The sequence below is a fragment of the Phycisphaeraceae bacterium genome, from assembly GCA_019636795.1.
GTDB lineage: Bacteria > Planctomycetota > Phycisphaerae > Phycisphaerales > UBA1924 > JAHBWW01.
Genome location: JAHBWW010000002.1, coordinates 187,164 through 211,490 on the forward strand (window position 1 = coordinate 187,164; position 24,327 = coordinate 211,490).

Below are 24,327 nucleotides of genomic sequence, written 5' to 3' on the forward strand. Positions count from 1 at the left end.
AGACGCGGGCGCTCGACTCTCGGCTGGGTTGCAGACGTGAGACGAGCGGACGCGGCCGACCTGTGGGAAACGACTTCCCGACAGGAACATCATTGGATGCTATCGACCGGTTGGACAATGAAGTTGAGTGTGGAAATCTTGAGATGGGCGGGCTAGGGTTGTGGCCCAACGGTGAGGCTCAAGAAATGCATTATCCACGTCGTAACAGCCGAATCACAAAGATCCGCAAGTCCGGTTTCCGGGCGCGCATGGCCACGAGGAGTGGTCGGGCGATGATCAACCGCCGCCGCCGCATCGGGCGCAAGCTCCCATCGAGTTGATACTGGCGGGGGTTGGCGGGGTGAGGCCTCATCGCGCCCGCGACTGCGGCTGGCAAAAGCTGACCTGCGCTTCTGACCGAGAACATGATTGCGCGAGATCCGACGTCCTCCGGGCGTCGGTTTTGTTGTGCGGACTTGTGCGTTTGGGCTCGAAGTCGCTACTCTGATGCGAGATTGATCCGAACCACGGAGCCCAACGCATGAGCGACACGACGCCCAGCATGCCCGACCACAGGCCGCCTTCGGGCGAAAGTCCTCAGATCAGCAGCCCGGTCCCTGCGTATCGCGAGGTGACGGTGGCGGCGATCGTGTTCGGGATCATCTTCGGCGTGATCATGAACGCGGCGATCACCTACGCGGGCCTGAAGATCGGATTCACGATCGGTGGTTCGGCGATCGCGGCGGTGCTGGGTTTCGGGGTGCTGCGGGGGCTGCTGCGCCGGGGGACGATTCTGGAAACCAACGTCGCGCAGACGGTGGCGTCGGCGGTCAATACGTCAAACTCGGGTGTGATCTTCACGGTGCCGGTGTTGTTCCTGATCGGGTACAACCTGAACTGGGACACGCTTGACTTCTGGCTCATCACGCTGGCGTGCGTGGCCGGGGCGATGCTGGGGACAGCGTTCATCATTCCGCTGCGCAAGCAGATGATCGACATCGAGCGGCTGCGGTTCCCCAGCGCGACGGGAGTGGCGACGATTCTCAAGAGCCCCGGCGCGGGGATGAAGAAGACGATCGTGCTCATTGCCGGAATCCTGATGGGGGCGCTGATCTATCTGCCGGCGGGGTTGCCGGGGGTGCGCAAGGAGGTGCCGCTCGATGGCATCGTGCACACCGAGCAGAGGCTGATGGAAGAACTGATCGCCGTGTCGGAAGGGACACTGACCGAGGCTGACGGGCAGGCGGCGTTTGATGCGCTCGATCGGCTGGTGTTCACTGAGCGTCTGTCATTGGCGGCGGCGCAGAACACGCGCGATGCGGCTGCGTGGGTGCGGGCGGGCGCCGCGCCCGATGAGGTCGTGTCGCGGGCTGCGCGGGTGGCGCACCTGCGTGAGGCCAAGCGCGAACTCAACGGGCTGATCGAGCGATTGAGCGAGTGTCCGGTGGAAGAGGGGCTGCGCGAGAGCATTGCGGCTCGCAAGGCGGACATCGCCGAGACCGAGGCGGCGCTGGGCGCGATGGGCGCCAGGCAGTATCCCGAGGAGATGCTGCTGGCGGTGCACGATCGGTCGGTTGGAAATCTGGAGTGGTCGTCGCTGGTGTCGGGCGAGAAGGGGTGGGCGACGGCACCGTTGCCCGGGTATGCGAGTTTGCAGATTCGCCTGCCGAAGTTTTTCGCGCCGGGCACGGGCGCGCTCGACGAGCGTGTCGATCGCAACGGCAACAACAGGCCGGACCTGATTGTGACGGATTCGACGATCGATGTCGGCCGCATGCTGCTGTTCATCCCTGACGAGGTGCGGCTGGTGTTTGCGATTGCGCCGTTTGCGCTTGGAGCGGGGTTCATCACGGGCAGGCCGGGGCTGATGGTGCTGGCCGGCGGGGTGCTGGCGTTCTTCGTGATCAATCCGTTTGTGTTCAACGCGGGGCTGCTGCCGCCGGGGCTCAAGGCGCACGAGGCGCCGGGGGCGTCGTTTTCGCTGTACAACCGGCCGCTGGGCATCGGGCTTTTGCTCGGCGGGGCGCTGATGGGCGTGATCGCGGCGTTTCCGGCGATCGCGGCGGCGCTCAAGTCGATCGGGAGCGCCAAAGTCGGCGGGCGTGACGAACTGGGGCTGGCGCCGCTGGGCATTGCGATCATCGGGGGCGTGGCGCTGCTGTTTCTGGCCGCCGACTTCGTGGGCAACAAGCCGCTCAATGAAGGCGGCCTGTGCCCGGTGACGCAGCTCGAGGTGACGTGCGAGGCTGAGCCCGTGCAGCATGATGGATACATGATCCGCTTTGCCGACGATCAGGCCCGCGCGACCTGGGAGACGCAGTGGACGGCCGAGCAGAAGGCGGCGTTCATGGTGCAGTACAAGGCCAAGCGCGGCTGGCTTGCGGGGCTCGACCCGCATGTGCGAGCTGCGATCATCGCGATTGTCGGGTGTCTGTGGATCTGGTTCACGGGGCTGATCATCGCCCAGTGCACGGGCATGACGGACTGGTCGCCGATCTCGGGCATGGCCTTGCTGACGGTGGTGCTGGTGCTGATGATGGCCGGAACGGGCGCGGTGGTCGGCGCGGTGCTGCTGGGGGCGGCGCTGTGCGTGGCGATCACGCTGGCGGCCGACATGATGGGCGATCTCAAGACGGGCTATCTTGTCGGCTCGAGGCCGAGGCGCCAGCAGGTGGTCGAGTTGTGTGTCGTCTGGATCGGGCCGGTGGTGGCGATGCTCACGCTGCTGCTCATCACGCAGGTGAACCTGCGCCAGACGGGCATTGCGATCGGGCCGGGGACCGAGACCAGCGCCCCGCAGGCCCAGGCGCTGCAGGCGATCGTGACGGGCGTGCAGGGCGGCGAGATGCCCTACGCCCTGTATCTGATTGGTGCGATGCTGGGGATGCTGCTGGGGCTTGGCTCGTTCGCGGGTCTGGGCGTGCTGGTGGGCCTGAGCGTGTATCTTCCGTTTGAGTACATCGCGACCTATGGCATCGGGTGTGTGGCGGCGATTGTGCTCGGGGCGTTCAAGGGCAGGCGCTTCTGCGAGGAATGGGGTGTGCCGTTTGCGGCGGGGCTGATCGTCGGCGAGTCGATTCTGGCGCTGCTGATCAACATTTTCGTGCTGGCGACGGGCTGAGAGACAAGGACACGGAACATGAAACTGCTCGGCAACATGCTGATCTGGATTTCGCTGGCTTTGGGGCTGGTGTCGGCGCCGTCGCTGTACGCCTGGCCGGTCGGCGCGGACGCGACGCATGACGCGCGCTTCGTGCTGGGCACGGATGACGACGGCGAGCCGGTCTATGCCCTGCTCAAGCAGCGCACGGTCAATGCTGCCAGCGGCGAAGAGATCGGTGCGGCGGGCGCAGCGCTGACGCCCGAGGTTCTTGCGGCGATGCGCGATGCGGGGATTGCCCGCGCGACGGTGCGGCATCCGGGCGCCGCGCCGCTGGCGCTGGTGCGCCACTGGACGGGGCTGTGGTTGTTTGTGCTCGCGGCCGTCGGGCTGGCGGGCGGGGGCCTGCTGGTCAAGGCGGCGGCCAGGGCGGCGCTGCAGGCGCCCGACCGCGCCGATGCGCCGCGTTCCACCCCCGAGGCGGTCGCGGGGCAGATGCGCGAGCAGATCAGCGCGCTGCGCGGCTCGATCGCGCGGCTCGACACCGACCGCGCCCGCATGGCGCAGATTGTCGCGGTGCTGGGCGAGGTGCAGGGAGAACTGGTGCCTGAGTTTGCCCAGACGCGCCCGCAGCTCATTGCTGCACGCGGCATGGGCGGGTTTGCCCGCGTGATGGACACCTTTGCCTCGATGGAGCGCAAGGTCAACCGCGCGTGGTCGGCCGCGGCCGACGGGGCGTACGAGGAATCGGCCGCGGCGCTCGAGGAGGCGGCGACGTTTGCCGAGCACCTTTGCGAGCAGCTGGCCAGCGGGGGCTAACGCCCCGATCGGGCGCCGGCGGCCCGCCGCGCCGGCAGCGCGTCGCTAGAGTGTGTCATGCGCATCATCATTACATTCGTGGCCCTTGCGTCCCTTGCGAACGGTGCGGCCTTGTCTCTGGCCGCGCCCGTCCCGGTCCCGCTGCCGGTCCAGATGCTTGCCCCGGTGCCGGTGCGTGCGCCGCTGCCGGTTGATCCCGAGGACCGCGACGCGAGCAACCCGCGCAACATCCGCTGGGCCTGGCCGGTGATTGAGTGGATCGGCATCGGCCCGCGCGCGACAGTCGTCGAACTGGGCGCGATGCCGCGCCCGCCGGAGACTGACGAGGCGACCATCACCATCGTCGTGCGCAACGCCGGAGCATCGCCCGCCGAGCGTCTGCACATCGCCGGCTTTGACGCGATGCCCGACGGCGGCATCCTGCCCCCGCTGGCCGCGGGCGAGCGCTACGAGATGACGTTCACGATGCCGACGGCCGAGATTCCCTACGGCACGCGCATCATGCTATTCGAGCCGGGCCTGAGTTCGGCCGAGCAGGCGCCGGTGCTCGACGTCTTTGACCTCCACGGCCCCGCCGCCCACCGGCTGGGGCTGGTCGCGACCGCACAGTCGTGGATCGACGGCGACGAGCGCTTCGGCTCGATGGCGCGGCGCTTTCGCGCGAGCCTCGAAGACCTGCACACGCTCTACGCGGGCCAAGGGGTCATCGGCATGCCCGAGCACGGCGGCGACCCGACGCGGCCCGCGATTCCCGACCGCTTCCGCCTCGAACACATTGAGCTCTTCGATGATGAAGCGGGGCGGCCCGCGCTGTTCGATCATCATCCCGACCTTGATCTGGTCATCGCTGTCAACGAGGGCGGGCCGCTGTGCTGCTTCTGGCTGGCCGACGGCGACCACGAGCGTCACCACTCGATCGGGCACAACTTTCTCAACACCAACTTCGGCGCCCCGCGCGGCATCTGGTCCAACTGGGGCGAGCAGGCGCTGTGGCACGAGATCTTTCATTACCGCGGCGTCCCCGACTTTTACATCTACAACATCCCCGAGGGCGCCCTGCCGGGCCGATCGAGCACGGGCTGGAAGCTCGGCCAGTCGCCCACGACGGCGTACCTGACGCGCGAGATCATGAACGACACGTACACGGCTCCGGAGATCTCGTGGCTGACGGCGACGATCGCCATTTCCAAGCGCGGGGCTGCGCGCGTGGGCGCGTGCGAGAACCCCGAGCACGAGTTCGGGCACATGTGGCGCTGGGTGCCGGGGGACTTGTCGGTGGAGGTCGCCAGCGAGACCGGCGCGATCGAGGCCGTGCGCATCTACCGGGCCGTGCCGGGGCGCGGGCGCGACGCGCGGGTGCAGCGCATCAGCGAAGATGCCGCGCCGGTGTACGCTGCGCAGGGCGCGAAGGTCACTCTCGACGGCGACGCGATGAACGCGGCGGCGCGGCGGGCCGAGCGCTCGCTGTGGGTGCTCATCGAGGCCGACCGCGCGACCGATGGCGGCATCGAGACGCGCTGGACGATCCTGACGCTGCTCGAGATCAACGAGGCATACGCGCGCGGGAACAAAGAGGCGTGGACGTTCGCCGTGCGCTTTGAAGACATGTTCGAGCCGCGCTGAGAAGCGACCGGCTAAGTTCGCGCTGATGTCAAGAGCATGTCTGACACTGATCGGGACGCTGCAGCCGCACGACTGCTTGTCGCTCAGGCTGCCGGTTCGGGCTTGGGCGCTTTGACCATCTTCGGCCGATGGCTCACCAGCGCGACGCAGGCGAAGATGCTCAGAAACGACAGCGACCACAGGCTGGCGATCAGGTAATCCTTGCTCAGCGCCTCGGCCTTCTTGCCGCCGGTGGCGGATTGGTCGAGTGCGACCGCGGCCGCGTTTTCGGCGATGCTGCCGCCCGCGAGCGTCTGTTTGGCATCAAGAAAGGCGGTCGTCGCAGGCAGGGCGCGGCCGATGAACGCGGCTGCGAACAGCGCTGGCAGCAGCAGCCCGAGATGGATGCCGATCATCCCCGGCCTGCCCGTCCCCTTGCCCGCTTTGGCCGACATGATCCCCTTGGCGGTCAGCCCCGCGCACAGGAGCATGAGCGCGCCGCAGACGGCGGGAATGATGAGCGCCGTGGCCGCCTTGCCGCCCGAGGGCGCGAGCATGAAGGCGACCGAACCGATCGCGACCATCGCGGCCGCGTACACAACCATGAGCAGTGCTGCTTTGACCATGCTCTATCATTGGAGCGCGGTGCGATGGATCAAGGAGGACCGGCCTGTGAACACGCCACAAGACCCCCCTGCCCCCGACGCGGCAACCGCCGCGGAACTCGGCCACAGCGCGATCGTCAGCATCGACCGCGACCCGTACGTCAGCACCGTCTACGCCCGCGACCACCGGCTCGTGGCCGACGAGCCAACATCGATGGGCGGCGGCGACACGGGCCCGACGCCCTACGAACTGCTACTGGCCTCGATCGGCGCGTGCAAGGTTATCACGCTGCGGATGTACGCCGACCGCAAGGGCTGGCCGATGGAGTCGGCGACGATCGCGCTGACGCACACGCGCCAGGGCGCGGGCGCCGAAGCGCGCGAGACGATCGCGGCCGAACTCGAACTGACCGGGCCGCTCAGCAGCGAGCAGCGCGCCCGGCTGAGCGAGATCGCCGACCGCTGCCCGGTGCACCGCACGCTCGCGGGCGACCTGGTGCTCACGACGGTGCTGGTCGAAGAGGGCGACGCAATGGCGTGACGACCCGCCGTGACCGCTTCGCTACAGTCTGGCGTCTGATTCCGGAGCACCTTCATGCACACCGCACTCGTCATGGCGGGCATTCCCGCGACCAACCTGAGCCTGTTCCACGCCGTGCGCTTCAATGTCGGCGACCCGACGGCCTTTGTGCGCTTCGCCGACGGCACGAGCCTGTTCCTCTGCCGCGACATCGAGCTCCACCGGGCCGCCCGCGAGGCCCGCGCCACGCGCGTCGCGGCCCCGGCCGAGTTTGCACCGGTCGGCGGGCTCAGCCCCGAGCGCGAAACGGCCACGGCCCAGGCGCTGGCCGAAGCGCTCGCGGGCGCAGGCATCACGCGCGCGGTGGCCGACCGCTCCCTGCCGCTGATCTACGCCGAGTTCATCCGCCGCCGCGGCATCGAGGTCGCGCTGGACACCGATCTGGGCGTCCTCGAGCGCCGGCGCAAGGACGAAGCCGAGATCGCGGCCCTCGCCGAGGCCCAGGCCGCGACCGAAGAGGCCATGCTCATGGCCTGCACCACCATCGCGCGCGCCCGCGCCGGCGCGGACGGCGTGCTGATGCACGACGGCGCGCCCCTCACCGCCGAGCGCGTGAACACCATGATCGACGTGTTCTTTCTTGAGCGCGGCTACACGACGCCGGGCAGCATCGTCGCCTGCGGCCAGGCCGGAAGCGACTGCCACAATCGCGGTTCGGGGCCGCTGCGCACCGGCGAGCCGATCATCGTCGATATCTTCCCGACCAACCGGCGCACGCGCTACAGCGGCGACTGCACGCGCACGGTCGTGCACGGCACAATCCCGCCGACCATCGCCCGCATGCACGCGGCCGTCAAGGCCGCCAAGGCCGCGGGCATCGCGGCCGCGCGCGCGGGCGTGACGGCAGACAGCGTGTATCAGGCCGCGATCGACGTGATCCGCGCCGCGGGCTTCGACCGCGCCCTCTTGCCCGAACATCCGCCCGCCGACTTCTGCTCGATGCAGCATGGCCTGGGCCACGGCATCGGGCTCGAGGTTCACGAGCCGCCGCTGGTCGATGCGGGCGGGCCCGAGCTCATCGCGGGCGATGCCTTCACCGTCGAGCCGGGGCTGTATCACGCAACGCTCGGCGGCATCCGCATCGAGGACATCGTCGTGGTGACGGAAACCGGCTGCCGCAACCTCAATCGTCTGCACGAAGAACTCGACTGGACCTGAACCAAGGAGCGCGCGATGCACGCTGCAAGACATGCAGGAACAATGATGACAGCGGTCCGGACCGCGCTCGCCGCGGCGGTGTGGATGCTGGCGATACTGAGCAGCAGCGCGCCGGCCCAGCCGATGACGCCCGACAGCGTGCTCGCGCCCGCGATCCGCGCGCTCGACGCCGACGAACGCACCATCGCCCGCTTTCACGATGATCGCTGGTCGCGGGAGTCGATCGAGGCGCGCACGGCCCTGGCGCAGCGCGCGCTGGCCGCGTGGCCGCCGATGCCGTTTGATGATCTCGACGTGACGGCCCGGGCCGACGCGCTGATGCTGCGGGCCCACCTGGTCGGGACGCTGGCCGATCTCGAACTGGCCGCGGCGCGCCGGGCCGAGATGCTGCCGCTGCTGCCGCATCGCGATCTGATCGAAGACCTCGAAGCGCTGCGGACGCAGATGGCCGAGCTCGACTTGCCCAGCCTCGCGCGCGAACTGGCGGCGCTGCCGCAGATGCTGCGGCTGGTGCGCGAGCGCATCACCAGCGCCGCCGAGACCGAAAACCCCGATGCGATCTCCGTCACGCCGAGCCTGGCGCTGCGGGCCGCGGGCGCCAGCGCCGCTTCGAGGCGCACGCTCGAACGTTTCCGCGACCATTACGCCGCCTTCGTGCCCGCGTTCGGCTGGCACATGGACGCGCCGATCCGCGAGGCGCTCGCAGCCATCGGCGAGCATGAAAAGTTCCTGCGCGAATCGATCGCGGGCCAGGGCGGGGGCGATGCGGATGCGCTCGTGGGCGACCCGATCGGGTCCGAGGCGCTGCTGGCCCACCTCGAGCGCGAGATGATCGCGCTGTCGCCCGAAGAACTCATCGCCGTAGCCGAAACCGAACTCGCCTGGTGCCGCGCGCGCCTCGCCGAAGCCGCCGGGGAACTGGGGTACGGGGGCGATATCGCCGCCGCGATCGACCATGTCAAGAGCCTGCATGTCGCGCCGGGCGAGCAGCCTGCGCTGGTCACGCGCCTGGCCCGCGAAGCGATCGACTTCGTGCGCGAGCGCAATCTCGTGACGGTGCCCGAGCTGTGCGCCGACCTGTGGCGCACGCAGATGATCAGCGCCCGCGACCAGCGCACCTGGCCGTTCGCCGCCTACAACAACAATCATGTCATGGTCGCCTACGCCTCGAGCGAGCAGGACTTCGAGGCGCGTCAGATGGCGATGCGCGGCAACAACGAGCACTTCACGCGCCTCGTCGTCCAGCACGAACTCATCCCCGGCCACCACCTGCAGGGCTTCATGGCCGCGCGGCACCGCGCGTACCGCAGCCTGTTCGCGACGCCTTTCTTCGTCGAGGGCTGGGCGCTGTACTGGGAGATGCTGCTGTGGGACGTGGGCTTCGCCCGCGGGCCCGAAGACCGCATCGGCATGCTGTTCTGGCGCAGCCACCGCGCGGCGCGCATCATCGTGAGCCTGAAGTTTCACCTCGGGCAGATGACGCCGGCCGAGATGACGGCCTTTCTGGTCGACCAGATCCACCACGAGCGCGACAACGCGGCCAGCGAGGTGCGGCGCTACGTCGGCGAGCAGTACAGCCCGCTCTACCAGGTCGCGTACATGATCGGCGGGCTGCAACTGCGGGCCCTGGCGCGCGAGGTCGAAGCCGCGGGCACGATGAGCCAGCTCGAGTTTCACGACGAGCTGCTGCGGCACGGCTCGATCCCCGTCGCGATGATCCGCGCCCAGATCCTGGGCCACGACCTTTCGCCCGCGTTCACACCCGACTGGCGCTTTGATCGCGACTGATCGGGTGCGCCAGGGTTCGCGGCGGCCACGCCGGGCTTGGGGGCGGCTGCGATGAGGTTGGAGGCGGCTGCGCCGAGCGTCCCGATGAACGCGCCGCACGGCGTTCGAGCCCCGCCGCTCGGTGCGCTCGGCGTGCTTCGCGCCCGCGCGCGGTGTTCCTCGGCCGGCAGCGGGTTTTCGGGCTACTCGTCGTCGGTGTGCAGTTGAGCCAGCTCGGCCCGAAACCGATCAAGGAATTGCCTGAGCTCGTCGAGTTCTTCATCGTCCGGGCCGCAGGCGTCGATCCTGCGCTCGATCAGGTCTTCGAGCCGGGAGATCGCGATGCGGGGTTGGTCCATCGCGCTGCGCGGCGGCCTTCTCCTGCCGCGCGTTTACGGCTGCGTCTGGCCCGCGTCGTAGCCTTTGCCGTTCCACGCCGCGTTCGAGCCGCGATCGACCTCGACGGTGTCGCGGGTTGCGTCGGCGACGACGAAGCCGAGTTGCTCGAGTGTCCTGCCCTCGACGTGGCCGTCGAGAAACGCCACCGTCACGCGCCGCGCGTGCCTGGGCGCGACGACCACCGGCCCGGTCGCGTGGCCCCATTGCAGGCCGGGGCCGAAGCGCTCGCGCTCGAGGCGTGGCGGGTCGATGGTGTAGGCGTGCTCGCGCGCGTTGCTGGCCGTGCGCAGCGCCTGCGAGCCGCCCGAATCGGCCAGCGCGACCGTGCCGCTGGTGACGTGCATGGTCGAATCGCGCACCGGATAGTTGGCCGAGCGGCCCCCGGGCCCTTCGAAGCGGCGGTTGCCGAGGTACTGGTAGTTGTAGCCGTACGAGCCGTTGCGCAGCACCTGAATCTGCCCGCTGATGGCGCGATAGTCTTCGGTCGTGTGCGTCGGATCGGCGAAGACGTCGTTGTCGAGGCGCTCGAAGTCGTTGGTGTCGGCAAAGTTCTTGGTCTCAAACTCACCCTGGGGCACGATCGGGCGGCCGACGTAGTCGCCGATGGCCCAGTGCCAGCGCGCCGCGTGGCGGCCGGTGGGCGTGTGATACTCCCCGGCGGCCAGGCGCAGCGGCGGGTACATGCTGTGGTCGCCGGCGTACATCGCCAGCCCCTGCCCGAGGCTGCGCAGGTTGGTCGCGTTGACGAGGCTGCGCCCGGCGGCGCGGGCCCTGGCCAGCGCGGGCAGCAGGATGCCGATGAGCAGCGCGATGATGGCGATGACGACGAGCAGTTCGATGAGGGTGAAGCCGCGAAAGCGGCGCGAAAAGGGGCGAAAGCAGCGGACTTCGGGGCTGGCGGCGGGTGCGGTCGCGATCGGGGGCAGCGGGAACATGGGGTCATCTCCAATGCGGGCGTCCGGGGCAGCCGGGAGGCCGGGCGCGCTCAGTATAGCACAGCGATTGAGACTCAGTCGCAGCATAACCTAGTCTGCGCGGCCTCTGTGCGGTCGAGCGCGCTGTCCGAGGCAGTTTTTGCGTGGGACTAAACCACTCGGACCCGGGACTGAGGCACCGGGACCCGGGCCCGCATCAGCCCCTGGCCGAGATCGTCAACTCCACCGCGCTCGCGCCGTACACCGCCTCGATGATGCGCGGCGCTTCGACGCGGATGCGCCGGCTCTCCGGGTCGATGCCGCGCTCGCGCATCACGCGCTTGAGATTGCCGGGCAAGCCGAACTCGACCGACTCTTCGGTCACATCGCCCAGGTGAATCGTCGCGCCGTAGCGCTGGACGATCCAGCGGCAGATCTCGGCCACCAGATCCTCGGGCGCGCTTGCGCCCGCCGTCAGCAGCACCGTCTGGATGTGGTCGTCGAACCACGCTTCATCAAGTTGACTCGCGTCATCAAGCAGCCGCGCCCGCGTGCCGACGTTGCGCGCGATCTCCGTCAGCCGCACCGAGTTGGACGAGTTGGACGAACCGACCACCAGCACCAGGTCGGCATGCGGCGCCAGCACCCGCACCGCCTGCTGGCGGTTGGTCGTCGCATAACAGATGTCCTCGCTCGGCGGGGCCTTGATCGCGGGGAACGCGCGCTTGAGCGCGTCGATGATCACGCCCGCATCATCGGTCGAGAGCGTCGTCTGCGTCAGGTACACCAGTTTCTCGGGGTCGTCAATCTTCAGAGTTGCGATGCACGCGGGCGATTCGACGACCTGGATCGCCCCCGGCGCTTCGCCGCTGGTGCCCACGACCTCCTGATGGTCGCGGTGGCCGACGAGCAGGATCTGGTAGCCCTGCCGCGCGTAGCGGATGGCTTCCGAATGCACCTTGGTCACCAGCGGGCACGTCGCGTCGATCGCCGTCAGGTTCCGCGCCGCAGCCGCCGCGCGCACCAACGGGCTCACGCCGTGGGCACTAAAGACCACCACGCTGCCCTCGGGCACCTCGTCAATCGACTCGACGAACACCACGCCGCGCTCGACGAAGCGCCCGACGACATGGCGATTGTGCACGATCTCGTGATAGACATACACGCGCTGGCCTGCGAAGACATCAAGGACCTGATCGACCACGTCGATCGCCATGCGCACGCCCGCGCAGAACCCGCGTGGATTGGCAAGAATGAGTCGCATCGTTCCTCTCACGGCCCGTAGCGGCGCTGGCGAGGACGCTCGCGCGTGGCCGATGCTGGAGCCTGCGCAGCATCATAGGATTGACGGCCACTTCAAGGAGCCTCTCATGCAAACCGTTGCCGCGTGGTTCATGCGTGTTGTTCTGGTGCTCGCTCTGGCCGCTGCGCTGGCCGCCTGCGAGTTCAAGAAGGAAATCAAGCACCAGGGCGAGCCCGCGACGCCGCTGCCCAGCGCGGCCCAGACTCCGCCGGTGGCCGCTGACGACGACGCGACTCAGCCGCTCGACGCCGCACAGTTCCTGCGCTTCGGCCGCGCCGAGCCGCTGCCCAAGGCCCCCGGCAGCGTGCGCCTGGCGACCTACAACATCGAAAACCTCTTCGACGATGTCGATGACCCGAGCCTCAGCGGCGATCAGGACGACGCCGCCATGACCAAGCCGCTGGCTAACCGCATCGCCGCCGCCGACGCCCTGCGCCGTCTCGACGCCGACATCGTCGCGCTGCAGGAAGTCGAGTCCGAAGCCGCCCTGCGCTGGTTCATCGACCTGCACGCCAGCGACCTGGGCTACGAACACATCATCAGCCTCGACGCCGGCGACAATCGCGGCATCGAGCAGTCCGTCATCAGCCGCTTGCCGCTGAGCAACCCGCGCCAGTGGCTCAATGAAGAACTCGGCGGCGTCCACCCCGAGCTCTACGGCACGCAGCCCAACTGGGAAGCGGGCAACCCGATCCGCTTTCGCCGCTCGCCCCTGGCCGTCGATGTGACACTGCCCGGCGACGAGATCATCACGCTCATCGTCGTGCACCAGAAGTCGGGCCGCCACGCCGGATACTGGCGCGAGGCCGAAGCCCGCCGCATCGTCGCCATCGCCGCCGAGATCCAGGCCCAGCACCCGGACCGAGCCATGTTCATCCTCGGCGACTTCAACGCCGAGCCGACCGCCGCAAGCGTCCAGATGTACCTCGATCCGGCCACATTCGGCATCACGGGCGTCGGATCGTCAGCCCCACCGGCCCCCTGGGTGTGTCGGTTCACCGGCCTCTCGGGCCCCGAGATCGTCTCGCACGCCTCGGGCCGCCGCATCGACCTGATCCTGTCCAATGCCGCCGCCTCGAAGATGGTCGTGCCCGACTCGGCCTTCGTCCTGGGCACCACCGCCGCACCCGAGGGCATTCCCTTCGATGTCGCCCGCGAACTGCCCGGCTACGCCTCGGACCATTACCCGGTTTCGATCGATCTTCAGCCGCAGTGAGCGAGCCCGCCAGCGTCCGCAAGCGCCAGAACGCGCCACACTTGCGCCAAGCCGCGGGCTCTGCTCGGGTATGATCCCCGCGCGCTGGACCGGCTCGCCCCTTCGGCTGGTCAGCCCTGCATTCTTGAATTTCTCTTCACAATTTTGTGGACGATCGGCCGCTCGCCTACTCTTCGGGCGCTGCGGTGGTATGCTGATCGGCACGTCGCTGCAGCCCCGGGCGAGCCTCTCCGCCCGACAGGAGGGATATCGAACATGAATGGCGTCAAACCATGGCAACTGGCGGTGATTGTCCTCGGCCTGCTCGGCGGAACGGGGTTGCTGGTGTGGAATGCGATGGGCAAGAGCTCCAAGGTCCAGACGATCGACGAAATGTCCTTCGTCGATGTGCTCGATGGTTCGATGTACGTCGTCAATCTCCGCGGACGGCGGGGCATCGGCGTCCCGGCGCGCAACCCGGACACCGGCGAGTACACCCTGATGCCCGTGTTCCAGGACGGCAACGAGTGGGTCATTCCCGATTACTACCGCCCCGCGCTCAAGACCATCGACACTCAATCGGCGGAAATCGTCAACCCCGCATCCGGCCAGGTGCGGCCCGCCGCCGGCAAGCCAAGAGCGTACCCGACACCCAAGTCCAAGTGATCAATAAAGGACTCGAACATGACCAAGGGACACTCCATGATCCGCAACCGAGCCTTTACATTGATTGAACTTCTGGTCGTTGTCGCCATCATCGCGCTGCTGATCGGGATTCTTCTGCCGAGTCTCGGCCGCGCCCGAGACGCTGCACGAGGCATCGTCTGCGCGTCCAACCAGCGCTCCCTGGCCCAGGGCCAGATGATGTATGTCAATGACAACAGCGATCAATACGCAGGTGTCAATACCAGCGGGGCCGTCTATCAGTCACTGCGCGTCATTCCCGGCCAAGGTGCGGTGTGGGGACACACTCAACTATTGCACAATACGACTTCTTCAACGCCGACCACAACCTGGGACTGGATCTCACCGGTCATCGGCGATTCGTACTCCTTGTCTGCGAACCGAGCCGAACGAACACAGCAGATCTTCAACGATCTGGGCTGCGCGTCTGCGACGATCTACAACGACGCTGTCTATCCGGGCGGCCAACGCCCCGCTGACTTCGCAGAGTTTGACCAGCGAGCGCAGAGCTCCGGCTACAGGCAGGTTTCGTATCTGTCGCCTGCGAGTTTTCAATACTATTCCAATTCCCTTTCTCCTAATGAAGTCCCGAAGCCAACCCAAGATTCCGTGACACGTCTCCTCAGGGACCCACATGGCTCGCCAGTGGTCACGCCACGTTCATTCTCACCACGTCTGCCCAGAGTAGGTACGCAGCCCTCGAACAAGGTCTTGTTCGCTGATGGTACACGCTATTACGCCTTTATCGGTGGTCAATATATTCTGGACTTCGATCCACAGACAGCGCCGAGCTTCTTTTCCAGTTTCAGCGACGGTGGCCCGATTTTCAAGGGCTCGGCGCCCTACGGGCGAGACTTTCTCGCGAACACCAACTGGAACATCCAACTCAGCGCACGCCACCCTGGACAACAGATCAATGTTGCCTACTTCGATGGCCATATTTCCAATATGAGCATGACCGAAGCCTGGACCGACCCCAATCCCTGGTATCCCTCGCAGAGCCTCTTCAACGGCTTCAACGCAACCCCGGAGTCCATCGAGTTCATGAACAATCAGTCTCAAGGGGCAACCGAGAAACGAATCTACTGACCCAGACCAGAGGCACCGTTCATTGCCTTGCGTGTGAACAATCGCAAGCGCGAAATGACGCCATCGCCCATCGCCCACCTTCCATCGCCTGGGAACGTCTCCGCCGCTCGCTTCCCTATCCTCAGTCCATGCCCATCATCGACCTTCGTTCCGACACCATCACCCGCCCCACGCCCGCCATGCGTCAGGCCATGCACGCCGCCGCGCTGGGTGATGACACGCTCGGCGACGACCCCACCGTCCGCGCCCTCGAAGAACGCATCGCCGCGACGCTCGGCAAGCACGCCGCCCTGTTCGTCCCCAGCGGCACCATGGCCAACCTGCTCGCCATCCGCAGCCAGACCGAGCCGGGCGACGAGATCATCTGCCACGCCGACAGCCACATCTGCTATTACGAAACCGGTGGCTACGCCGCCGTCGCGGGCTGCTCGATCCGCTTCATCACCACGCCGCGCGGGCTCTTCGGGCCCGGCGAGGTCGAGCGCCTCATCCGCTACGACGACCCGCACTTTCCGCGCACGCGCCTCGTGACGCTCGAAAACACCATGAACCGCGGCGGAGGCGTCGTCTGGCCGCTCGCACAGATCCAGGCGGTCGCCGCCCTCGCGCGCGAGCGCGGGCTGCGGCTGCACATCGACGGCGCACGGATCTGGAACGCCGCGGTCCGCCTCGGTGTCACGCCTGCCGCTATCGCGCAACATGCCGACACGGTCAGTTGCTGTTTCTCGAAAGGTCTCGGCTGCCCGGTCGGGAGCGCGCTGGCGGGCGACGCACCGACCATCGCCCGTGCCCGGCGCTTTCGCAAGATGCTCGGCGGCTCGATGCGGCAGAGCGGCCTGCTCGCGGCTGCGGCGCTGTACGCGCTCGATCATCACGTCGAACGACTGGCCGACGATCACGTCAATGCCCGTCGCCTCGCCGAAGCAATCAATCGCGTGGCTGGGCTTTCGTGCGACCTGGGCGCAGTCGAGACGAACCTGGTCTATTTCGAAGTTGACCCGGCGCTGGGTACAGCAGCCGAGTTCTGCACGCGGCTCGACCGCGCCGGCGTACGCATGCTCGACGAAGGCCCGCAGCGCGTGCGGGCGGTGTGTCATCTCGATGTCAGTGCCGAAGATATCGACCAGGCCGCCAGCCGCATCGCCAGCGCCGCAGCCGAACTCATTTCAGCATAAATCGCAGACTGCCGCTCGTCGCCCCACCGTATCAGTGCCCCCACGGCGCAGGCGGAGCGGCCACAGGCTTTGACAGATCGAACTCAACCCTGAATCGACGATCCGTGCCCTCGCGGCGTAGGGCATACGCAAACGTCTGGCCAGGAATGATCTCGACCGTCCAGATATTCGTCCTCGCAGCCGGAAGAAGGCTGGCTGTAAACTTGTCAGCGTGAAACTCCTGCCGCATCGCCGTCCCTGGGCTGATCGTGTCGCCGCCATACTGCGTCAGGTCATCTTCAGAACCGTCTGCGTGGCGATGGTCATGCTTGAGTCGCAACCCGCCATCAATCTTCGTCAAGACCCACGTGCGCGATCGATCGTCGGCGATATGAAACGGCACAAGGATTCGGCCATCTTCGCATCGGCGCACATGCATCACCAGCGGCGTGCGGGCAAAGTCAGGACTCGCAGTCGAATCTTCCACAACGCGGCCCTCAAAAGCCTCCCCGCACAGAGATTCGAGTGCAGCCCAGAACGACGCCTGCGCTCCGCTTTGTGTGGATGTCGAACTGGAGGCATTTGGCTGGGCAGCCGGCCTGTCACCTTTGCCCCCACCCGCACTGCACGACGCAAGCAACGCAAGACCCACAAAGAGAACCATGCACCGAAGGATATCAAAGAAAAGCTTCATTGTGGGCTCCAGGAAAGCGGGCACTCACGAACGATGCACCTTGACAAAACAGAAAAAGGCACGCGCGAACATCGAGTCGCACGTGCCCCTTGATGGATCAACTCAGTTGCCACGCAGCGCCGCCTGCGCCGCCGCAAGACGTGCGATCGGCACACGGAATGGCGAGCAACTCACATAGTCAAGCCCGATGCGATGACAGAACTCGACCGACGCCGGGTCGCCGCCGTGTTCGCCGCAGATGCCAACCTTCAACTTGTCGTTCCCCGCGCGTCCGCGCACGAGGCCCATCTCAACCAGCTGCCCAACGCCAGACTGATCGAGCGTGCCAAACGGATCGGCTGGCAAAATCTCCTGGCGAATGTAATCAGGCAGGAACGTGTTCACATCGTCTCGCGAATATCCGAATGTCAACTGCGTCAAGTCATTGGTCCCGAAACTGAAAAAATCGGCAATCTCAGCGATTTCCTTCGCAGCCAGCGCAGCACGCGGAACCTCGATCATCGTTCCGATCTTGATATCGAGACGCGGCGTGTAGTCTTCCTCAGCCTTGACCTCGCGAATGACAGCCTCGGTCTCGCGACGCAGCAACTCGAACTCGGCGCGTGTGCCGACAAGCGGAATCATGATCTCGGGCATGGCCTTGATCTTGCGACGCACACATTCGATCGTCGCCTCCACAATCGCCCTCACCTGCATGCGCAGAATCTCGGGGTACGTGATCGACAGGCGACACCCGCGATGCCCCAGCATCGGGTTCGATTCCTGCAACATCATCACGCGAGAATGGATCTTCTCGAACGGCACACCCAGACGCGCCGCCATCTCGCGTTGCATTTCCTCTTCATGCGGCACAAACTCATGCAATGGTGGATCCAGCAGGCGAATCGTCACCGGCAAACCCTTCATCGCTTCGAAGATGCCGATGAAGTCGTCACGCTGATACGGCAGCAACTTGGCCAGCGCGGCCTCGCGTTCCTCCTTCGACTCGGCCAGAATCATCTCTCGCATCGAACGGATGCGGTCACCCTCGAAGAACATGTGCTCCGTGCGGCACAGACCAATGCCCTCAGCCCCAAAATCACGCGCCCGGGCCGCGTCCTTGGGTGCATCCGCATTCGTCCGCACACCAAGCGTGCGATACTTATCCGCCCAACGCATGACCTTGGCAAAATCGCCCGACATTTTCGGCTCGATCCGCGGCAGGTTGCCATGAATCACCTCGCCCGTCGAACCATCGAGCGAGATCAGATCCTGCCGCCCGAATGTACGCCCCCCCACCGAGAACGTCCCGGCTGCCACATTGATGTCGATCGCGCTCGCGCCCGCAACACAGCACTTGCCCCAGCCGCGTGCAACAACCGCCGCATGGCTCGTCATACCGCCCGTGCTCGTCAGAATTCCCACAGCCGAGTGCATGCCGTCAACGTCCTCAGGACTGGTCTCGCGCCGAACCAGAATCACCTGCTCGCCCTGAAGCGCCCGCTCGACGGCTTCCTCAGCTGTGAACGCCGGACGCCCCACCGCCGCACCGGGCGAAGCCGGCAGACCACGAGCCAGAATGTCGGCTGATGCCTTCTTCGATGGGTCAAAACTCGGCAGCAGAAGCTGCGTCAGATCGTTGGCAGGAATGCGCAGCACCGCCTGCTTCTCAGTAATCAGTTTTTCCTTGACCATGTCGCAGGCAATACGGACCGAAGCGCCGCCCGTCCGCTTTCCCGTGCGAGTCTGGAGCATGTACAACTTGCCACGCTCGATCGTGAACTCGATGTCCTGCATTTCGCGGTAGTGCTTCTCGAGCTTCTTCTTGATGTCGATCAGCTGCTTGTACACCCGCGCGTTCCAGTTCTTCATCTCGTCGACCGGCCTGGGCGTGCGAATCCCCGCAACCACGTCCTCGCCCTGCGCGTTGACCAGGAACTCGCCGTAAAACTCGTTCTCGCCCGTCGAAGGATTGCGGGTGAACGCAACGCCCGTGCCCGAGTCATCGCCCATGTTCCCGTACGCCATCGTCTGCACGTTCACCGCAGTGCCCTTGAGACCCACGATCCCGCTCAGGCGGCGATAGCTCACCGCGCGGTCCGCGTGCCAGCTCTTGAACACCGCCTCGATCGCCAGTTCAAGCTGCTTGAAGGGATTCTGCGGGAACTCATCACCAACATGAGCGCGGTAAACCTCTTTGTACGCATCGCACAACTCGCGCAGGCCATCCGACGGCACTTCCGTATCCAGCGTGACTCCGTACCGCAGCTTCACTGCGTCAAATGCCGCCTCGAACTTGTCGTGATGTACGCCCATCACCACATCGCCGAACATGTTGATCAGTCGGCGATACGCGTCGTACGCAAACCGGCTGTTCCCCGTTGCCTTGACCAGGCCCTCGACCGACGTGTCGTTGAGCCCGAGGTTCAGAATCGTGTCCATCATCCCCGGCATCGACACCGCCGCACCCGACCGAACCGAAACCAGCAGCGGGTTCTCGTCGCTCCCGAACTGCTTGCCCGTTTCCTTCTCCAGCGTCGCCATGTGCTGATGCACTTCGTTCATCAAACCGTGAGGCAGACGCTTGCCGCCCTCGTAATAACGAGCGCACGTGTCCGTCGTGATCGTGAACCCCGGAGGCACCGGCAAGCCGATCGAAGTCATGTCGGCCAGGTTCGCGCCCTTACCCCCGAGCAACTGCTTCATCGACGTGTCGCCCTCGGTGCCAAGCATGCCGAAGTAGAACACCATTTTGTCCTTGCGAGGACGACGATCGGCAGCTGGCGCGCTCCGCCCGCCGCTTCGTGCCGATTTGCGCGCAACCTTCTTGGTCGTGTGACGAGCGCTCGCGCCCCCGGCATGAACTTTCGCCGCCCCTTTCTTTTTCACACTCGACGACGAGCCCCCGGGCTTTGTCGTTGACTTCTTCGGGGCAACCTTTTTGCTCGTCTTCTTCGTCTTCTTCGCCATAGCGTTGCTCATTCAAACTCTCGCGAGGTTCTGGAGTGCTGGTTATGCCCACGCTCGCGCTCTGCGAGGGGGGCATAGTTTATCGTCGCAACCCCCTACGATCGACCTCCGACACCTCATAACCTCGCGACATATGCACTTCCTCGATCAGAAATCACCTTATTTCATCATTCGACACTGGCCTAAGCACCTGCCTCTGGCTGTTGTATGTTCCAACACCCAAGCCGGACTTCGCATCTCCCTCACCAGCCCCGCCTCCTCGCTTGAACTCAGCAAGGGTGCACATTGCATATTCGCAAGAGACAGCATCCAAACTGCATCCGAACGAAACCCACCCGATTCCCCGCTTGCCTTCCTCGAACATGAACTCTCAAGACCCGATCCGCCGCTCTACTGGATCGCTGCATTCTCGTACGACCTCGCCCCTCACCTTGAACCCGCAGCCGCTCCACTACGCCAGTCTACTTGGCCGCTCGCAACCCTCCACCGATGCAACTGGTCCGCGACCCACGATCAGGCGAGCAATCGCTGGCAACTCACCGGCGATCTTGACGCCGCTCTTGCCGCACTGACCCAACTCGAACCCGCGCCAGCCAACTGCACACTCAACGCGCCTCACCTCGAATCAAATCGCGATCACTATCTTCGCGCAACCCGGCGCGCACTCGAACTCATCCGCGCCGGCGACATCTATCAGGTCAATCTCGCTCACCGCCTTCACGCAGACCTGCAAGGCTCGCCGCGCGCGCTCGCCGCTGACATCTTTCAATCGGCTCGCCCCTGGCACGGCTGTTACCTCGAAACCGAATCTCCCCGCCGCGCCATCATCTCCTCAAGCCCCGAACTCTTCCTCGAACGTCTCGGCAGCCGCATCACCACGCGCCCCATGAAGGGCACACGCCCCATCAACGCCGACGAACGCGAACTCTTCAACGCCGAGAAGGATCGCGCCGAACTCAACATGATCGTCGATCTCATGCGCAACGATCTCGGGCGAGTCTGCTCGGTCGGCTCCATTCGCGTCGATGTCCCGCGGCAACTCGAACGCCACGCCCAGAGCGTCCTTCAAGCCACCGCCACCGTCTCCGGTTCGCTCCGCCCTGGCATCACCTTCTCCGAGATCCTCGCAGCAACATTCCCACCCGGTTCTGTCACCGGCGCACCAAAGATCCGCGCGATGCAGATCATCGAAGAACTCGAAGGCGAACCTCGCGGCCCATACTGCGGCTCGATCGGCCTCATCCACCCAGACGGCAACTTCTCGCTCAACGTCGCCATCCGCACCTCGCTCCTCACCCATCGCTGCGCCGACACCTGGAACCTCGATTACCGCGTTGGAGCCGGCATTGTCGCCGACAGCTCTCCCGAATGCGAATGGACCGAAACCCTCGACAAAGCGCACGTTCTCTGCCGACACACAACCCACGAACGAGCCTCAACATGACGGGCCCTCAACTCCGCGTCGACATCATCGACGTCTACATCTTCCGCGCCACACCACCTGACATCGAACTTCTCCAACTCCGCCGCACGCGCTCCCCGTTGTCCGGCTCATGGCAACCCATCATGGGACACATCGAACCGGGCGAAACCGCCTTGACTGCTGCACGCCGCGAAGTCCAGGAGGAAACGGGTCTTGACAGTGCTGCGCCCATTGTGCTCGGGCTTTGGGCACTCGAACAAGTACACCCCTTCTACCTGCCCGATCTCGACGCAATCATCCTCAGCCCGCGCTTCGCACTTCAGGTTGAAGCATCATGGACCCCGACGCTCAACACCGAACATGACGCCTCCCGATGGATCCCCGCACGCGACGCAGGCGAGCACTTCATGTGGCCCGGTCAGCGCGCTGCAATCGCCGAACTTCTCTCCTCACTCTGGCCAGCAGACAACCCGGCTCGCGCACGTTGCTCAGTACAAAGCCTCTGACCCGCCTCGCGCCACTGTTGATTCGACCATCTCGATCACACGCCGAGCAGTGGCCTCATGAGTGAATGACACACGCACGCGCTCAGCGATCTGCTCCCCGCGCGATCGCCTCCACGCCGGATCGCTGATCGCCCGCTCGACGCATCGCTCCAGACCAGCCTCATCCGAAAACGTCACATCTTCCAGACTCCCCAGCAGATCCTCAGGCGTGGCCACCTCGAACGCAACCCCGAACCGCTTCATGTTCTCGAGTGTCTGAGGATGCACCCAAAGCGTCTGCTCAACCCCGAACCCAGTCCCCACGCACACCTCACGCAACAACCGCAACGGTTCATGCTTCTCAACGTCAAAACCCAAAAAACCATCCGCTGCACGCACACAATCCGGTTTGGACACACGCGCAACACGCGCAATCGCCCGCTGCCGACTCTGACCGAAACTCGACCCGATCACCCGACACAATGGCAGCCCGCCCGATAGCGCACACTCCATCACACGTTGATGCACCAGCGACGTCATCGAAGCGTGCAGCTGCACCGAAGCGCCCTGATACGCAGCCCGCAATTGTTCGCCATGTTCCAACACGCCGGCAGCATACGTGCCGAACTTGGCGTGCAGTTCCCACTCACGACCATAGATCCGTAGCCTCCACCCACGTCGCTGCGCGATCCTCACCGCCCAGTTGAGCATCTCATGCCGCAGCACTCGCTCAATCATCGGCACCAGATACTGCTCACGCAGCTGCTGCGCCACGCGCGGCTCCGGCACACTCCCGCGCACACGCAACCACGCCTCACAAGGAATGTCCTTGACCATCCGCGATCGATCCTCACCACAGATATCGCCGTAGCGCTCCACGATCAGATCACGCATCGCATCGAGCACCCGCACCACCTGCGGGTCACTCGCATTGCTGCGGAGCCGCACATGCAGCGCCTCGGGCGTCTCACTGTGATGGCTCACATACGCAATCTCGCACGCATACTCCTTCAGGTCCGGTGCTGCCGACACATAAAACTTGCGCCCACAAGCCACCACCGGTGTCGACAACGCACGCCCCGCCGGATACTTGAAATGCGTCAGCAAACTCGGATACACATGCCCCATCACAAAATCCCGCTCCCCGTGCGCCGCTCCGACCTTGGCATCAAACAAATGCGGCATCGAATCCTGAATCCAGCACACAAATGGCGCATTAGAGCAGAACGCCTCCGCCCGAGTCGCCCGAGGCCAATTGATCAGCACGATGAGATCCGGATCAAACTCAAGCTGCTCTCGCATATACGCAATCGGCGAAAACCGCGATCCATCATCCGCTTCGATCATCAGACGCGATTCCCATCCCAGCGCCTCAAACCCCGCCGCCAGATCACGGCTGGCGTGCTGAACGTACGTCGAGTACCGCGTCGTAGCGACAAGCACTCGACGAGGTCTTGCTTCCGCAAATCGTGCGCGCCAATACGACGCATCCCGCTCCCTGTCACGCTCGATCACACGCGCCCGCAGTTCATCAGCCAATCGCCGCTGCTCAATGCCCAGATCCCGCATGACGTCACTCAGCCCCGGCTCGCACCGATCGCGCAACACCCCGATCGGAATGACCGCCCCAATTGCATCGAACCCAAACCTCCTACGCACCACTTCCCGCACACGCTCAACCGCGTCCTCACCTGCAATCACAATGGCACGCGACAGCAGCGCCGACAAATCACAAAACGAAAGCCCCTCCGCCAACTCGCTCTCACTCCGCTGCACCACAATCAACGGCGGCATGTACCCATCACGCAGCCTCGGCGTCGCATCCGCAACCGCCATCGCAACCCACGGCGGGCTGAGCCCCTCGATCAACAATGGCCCAGTTGCCACACGCGACGCCTGACTCAAATGTGCAGCCGCGAACTCGCTCGCCTCACGCCGCAGGTCGCAAACCCACTCACATCCCGCCAGTCCCGAGCCCTCCGCGTTCTGTCGCACAACATTGCCATCAGACGCCCGGTGATACAGCGTTCCCTCCGCAACCCACGCCTCGATCGCCCGTTCCTGCCATGCCACATCGAGCATCGCTGCGTTGACTCGCGCCTGCTGAACCATCACATCGCGCTCGATCGCACGCGCATCCCGATGCGCCCCCAGCAAACGGTCTCGCTCCAGTCGCAACGAACCACCCTCGATCTGCGACGCCGTCTCCCACGCCAGCCGCCGCAATCCGAGCGACTCCAGTGCCTTCGCCGCCAGCAACCGCACCTCGCCATCACCCGGCTGAACGCGCAACTCTTGCGCAGCCTGCGCCAAAATGCCCCACCCACTGACGCCCTGCCCCGTGCCCGGCATCGGCGATCGACTGCCCCCCGCGCGCAATGAAACTCCGCTCATGCCGCCACAATCGACCGCAAACTCCACAAACATG

Annotated in this window: 20 protein-coding genes; 13 read left to right on the plus strand and 7 right to left on the minus strand. The window is 65.4% G+C overall.

What is annotated here, in order from left to right; translation table 11 throughout:
* Positions 1–185: 185 nt before the first annotated feature.
* The 4 genes from KF757_03980 to KF757_03995 all read left to right on the plus strand — a co-directional run bounded on the left by KF757_03980 (position 186) and on the right by KF757_03995 (position 5,521).
* A complete protein-coding gene (locus KF757_03980; GenBank protein ID MBX3322129.1) occupies positions 186–320 on the plus strand; it encodes a 50S ribosomal protein L34 in 135 nt (44 codons plus the stop codon).
* 200 nt (positions 321–520) lie between these two features.
* Complete coding sequence (locus tag KF757_03985) at positions 521–3,100, plus strand: OPT/YSL family transporter (protein MBX3322130.1); 2,580 nt, start codon at positions 521–523, stop codon at positions 3,098–3,100.
* 18 nt (positions 3,101–3,118) lie between these two features.
* Entirely contained in the window at positions 3,119–3,898 is a 780-nt protein-coding gene (locus tag KF757_03990; protein ID MBX3322131.1) for a hypothetical protein, read from the plus strand.
* 57 nt (positions 3,899–3,955) lie between these two features.
* The gene (locus KF757_03995; GenBank protein MBX3322132.1) at positions 3,956–5,521 is read left to right on the plus strand and encodes a hypothetical protein; all 1,566 of its coding nucleotides are present in this window, start codon (positions 3,956–3,958) and stop codon (positions 5,519–5,521) included.
* Positions 5,522–5,604: 83 nt separating this feature from the next.
* Here KF757_03995 and KF757_04000 read toward each other — a convergent pair whose 3' ends face one another.
* On the minus strand, positions 5,605–6,084 hold the full coding sequence (locus KF757_04000) for a hypothetical protein (protein ID MBX3322133.1): 480 nt from the start codon (positions 6,082–6,084) through the stop codon (positions 5,605–5,607).
* On the opposite strand from KF757_04000, the gene KF757_04005 reads away from it, so the two are divergent.
* Genes KF757_04005 through KF757_04015 form a run of 3 tightly spaced genes read left to right on the plus strand, consistent with a single transcriptional unit; the run spans position 6,056 to position 9,631 of the window.
* Positions 6,056–6,646 carry an OsmC family protein gene (locus tag KF757_04005; GenBank protein ID MBX3322134.1) on the plus strand — a complete coding sequence of 197 codons (591 nt, stop codon included), beginning with the start codon at positions 6,056–6,058 and terminating at the stop codon, positions 6,644–6,646. The genes KF757_04000 and KF757_04005 overlap by 29 nt on opposite strands.
* A 54-nt stretch (positions 6,647–6,700) precedes the next feature.
* Entirely contained in the window at positions 6,701–7,843 is a 1,143-nt protein-coding gene (locus tag KF757_04010; GenBank protein ID MBX3322135.1) for an aminopeptidase P family protein, read from the plus strand.
* Positions 7,844–7,885: 42 nt separating this feature from the next.
* Complete coding sequence (locus KF757_04015) at positions 7,886–9,631, plus strand: DUF885 family protein (protein MBX3322136.1); 1,746 nt, start codon at positions 7,886–7,888, stop codon at positions 9,629–9,631.
* A gap of 182 nt (positions 9,632–9,813) precedes the next feature.
* Here the strand turns inward: KF757_04015 and KF757_04020 are convergent, their stop codons facing one another.
* The 3 genes from KF757_04020 to ispH form a co-directional block, all read right to left on the minus strand.
* Positions 9,814–9,969 carry a hypothetical protein gene (locus KF757_04020; protein MBX3322137.1) on the minus strand — a complete coding sequence of 52 codons (156 nt, stop codon included), beginning with the start codon at positions 9,967–9,969 and terminating at the stop codon, positions 9,814–9,816.
* Between the two features lie 33 nt (positions 9,970–10,002).
* Positions 10,003–10,944, minus strand: coding sequence for a prepilin-type N-terminal cleavage/methylation domain-containing protein (locus KF757_04025; GenBank protein ID MBX3322138.1), 942 nt, complete (start codon positions 10,942–10,944; stop codon positions 10,003–10,005).
* A 196-nt stretch (positions 10,945–11,140) separates the two neighbouring features.
* On the minus strand, positions 11,141–12,187 hold the full coding sequence (gene ispH / locus KF757_04030; GenBank protein MBX3322139.1) for a 4-hydroxy-3-methylbut-2-enyl diphosphate reductase: 1,047 nt from the start codon (positions 12,185–12,187) through the stop codon (positions 11,141–11,143).
* Between the two features lie 106 nt (positions 12,188–12,293).
* Here ispH and KF757_04035 point away from each other — a divergent pair, with 106 nt between their 5' ends.
* The 4 genes from KF757_04035 to KF757_04050 all read left to right on the plus strand — a co-directional run bounded on the left by KF757_04035 (position 12,294) and on the right by KF757_04050 (position 16,369).
* Entirely contained in the window at positions 12,294–13,442 is a 1,149-nt protein-coding gene (locus tag KF757_04035; GenBank protein ID MBX3322140.1) for an endonuclease/exonuclease/phosphatase family protein, read from the plus strand.
* A gap of 255 nt (positions 13,443–13,697) precedes the next feature.
* Positions 13,698–14,087, plus strand: a complete 390-nt coding sequence (locus KF757_04040; protein MBX3322141.1) for a hypothetical protein — start codon at positions 13,698–13,700, stop codon at positions 14,085–14,087.
* An 18-nt stretch (positions 14,088–14,105) separates the two neighbouring features.
* Positions 14,106–15,194 (plus strand): type II secretion system protein, encoded by a 1,089-nt coding sequence (locus tag KF757_04045; GenBank protein ID MBX3322142.1) that lies wholly within the window; start codon positions 14,106–14,108, stop codon positions 15,192–15,194.
* Positions 15,195–15,322: 128 nt separating this feature from the next.
* The gene (locus tag KF757_04050; protein ID MBX3322143.1) at positions 15,323–16,369 is read left to right on the plus strand and encodes an aminotransferase class I/II-fold pyridoxal phosphate-dependent enzyme; all 1,047 of its coding nucleotides are present in this window, start codon (positions 15,323–15,325) and stop codon (positions 16,367–16,369) included.
* 31 nt (positions 16,370–16,400) lie between these two features.
* On the opposite strand, the gene KF757_04055 is transcribed toward KF757_04050, so the two are convergent.
* Positions 16,401–17,042: a hypothetical protein gene (locus tag KF757_04055; protein ID MBX3322144.1), complete on the minus strand. Its 642-nt coding sequence runs from the start codon at positions 17,040–17,042 to the stop codon at positions 16,401–16,403.
* 102 nt (positions 17,043–17,144) lie between these two features.
* Positions 17,145–19,772: a pyruvate, phosphate dikinase gene (gene ppdK, locus KF757_04060; GenBank protein MBX3322145.1), complete on the minus strand. Its 2,628-nt coding sequence runs from the start codon at positions 19,770–19,772 to the stop codon at positions 17,145–17,147.
* A 352-nt stretch (positions 19,773–20,124) separates the two neighbouring features.
* Here ppdK and KF757_04065 point away from each other — a divergent pair, with 352 nt between their 5' ends.
* The gene (locus tag KF757_04065) at positions 20,125–21,435 is read left to right on the plus strand and encodes an anthranilate synthase component I family protein (GenBank protein MBX3322146.1); all 1,311 of its coding nucleotides are present in this window, start codon (positions 20,125–20,127) and stop codon (positions 21,433–21,435) included.
* A complete protein-coding gene (locus KF757_04070; GenBank protein MBX3322147.1) occupies positions 21,432–21,920 on the plus strand; it encodes an NUDIX domain-containing protein in 489 nt (162 codons plus the stop codon). The genes KF757_04065 and KF757_04070 overlap by 4 nt, the downstream gene beginning before the upstream one ends.
* Here the strand turns inward: KF757_04070 and KF757_04075 are convergent.
* A complete protein-coding gene (locus tag KF757_04075; GenBank protein MBX3322148.1) occupies positions 21,903–24,293 on the minus strand; it encodes a hypothetical protein in 2,391 nt (796 codons plus the stop codon). The two genes, KF757_04070 and KF757_04075, sit on opposite strands and share 18 nt — an antisense overlap.
* Positions 24,294–24,327: the final 34 nt, after the last annotated feature.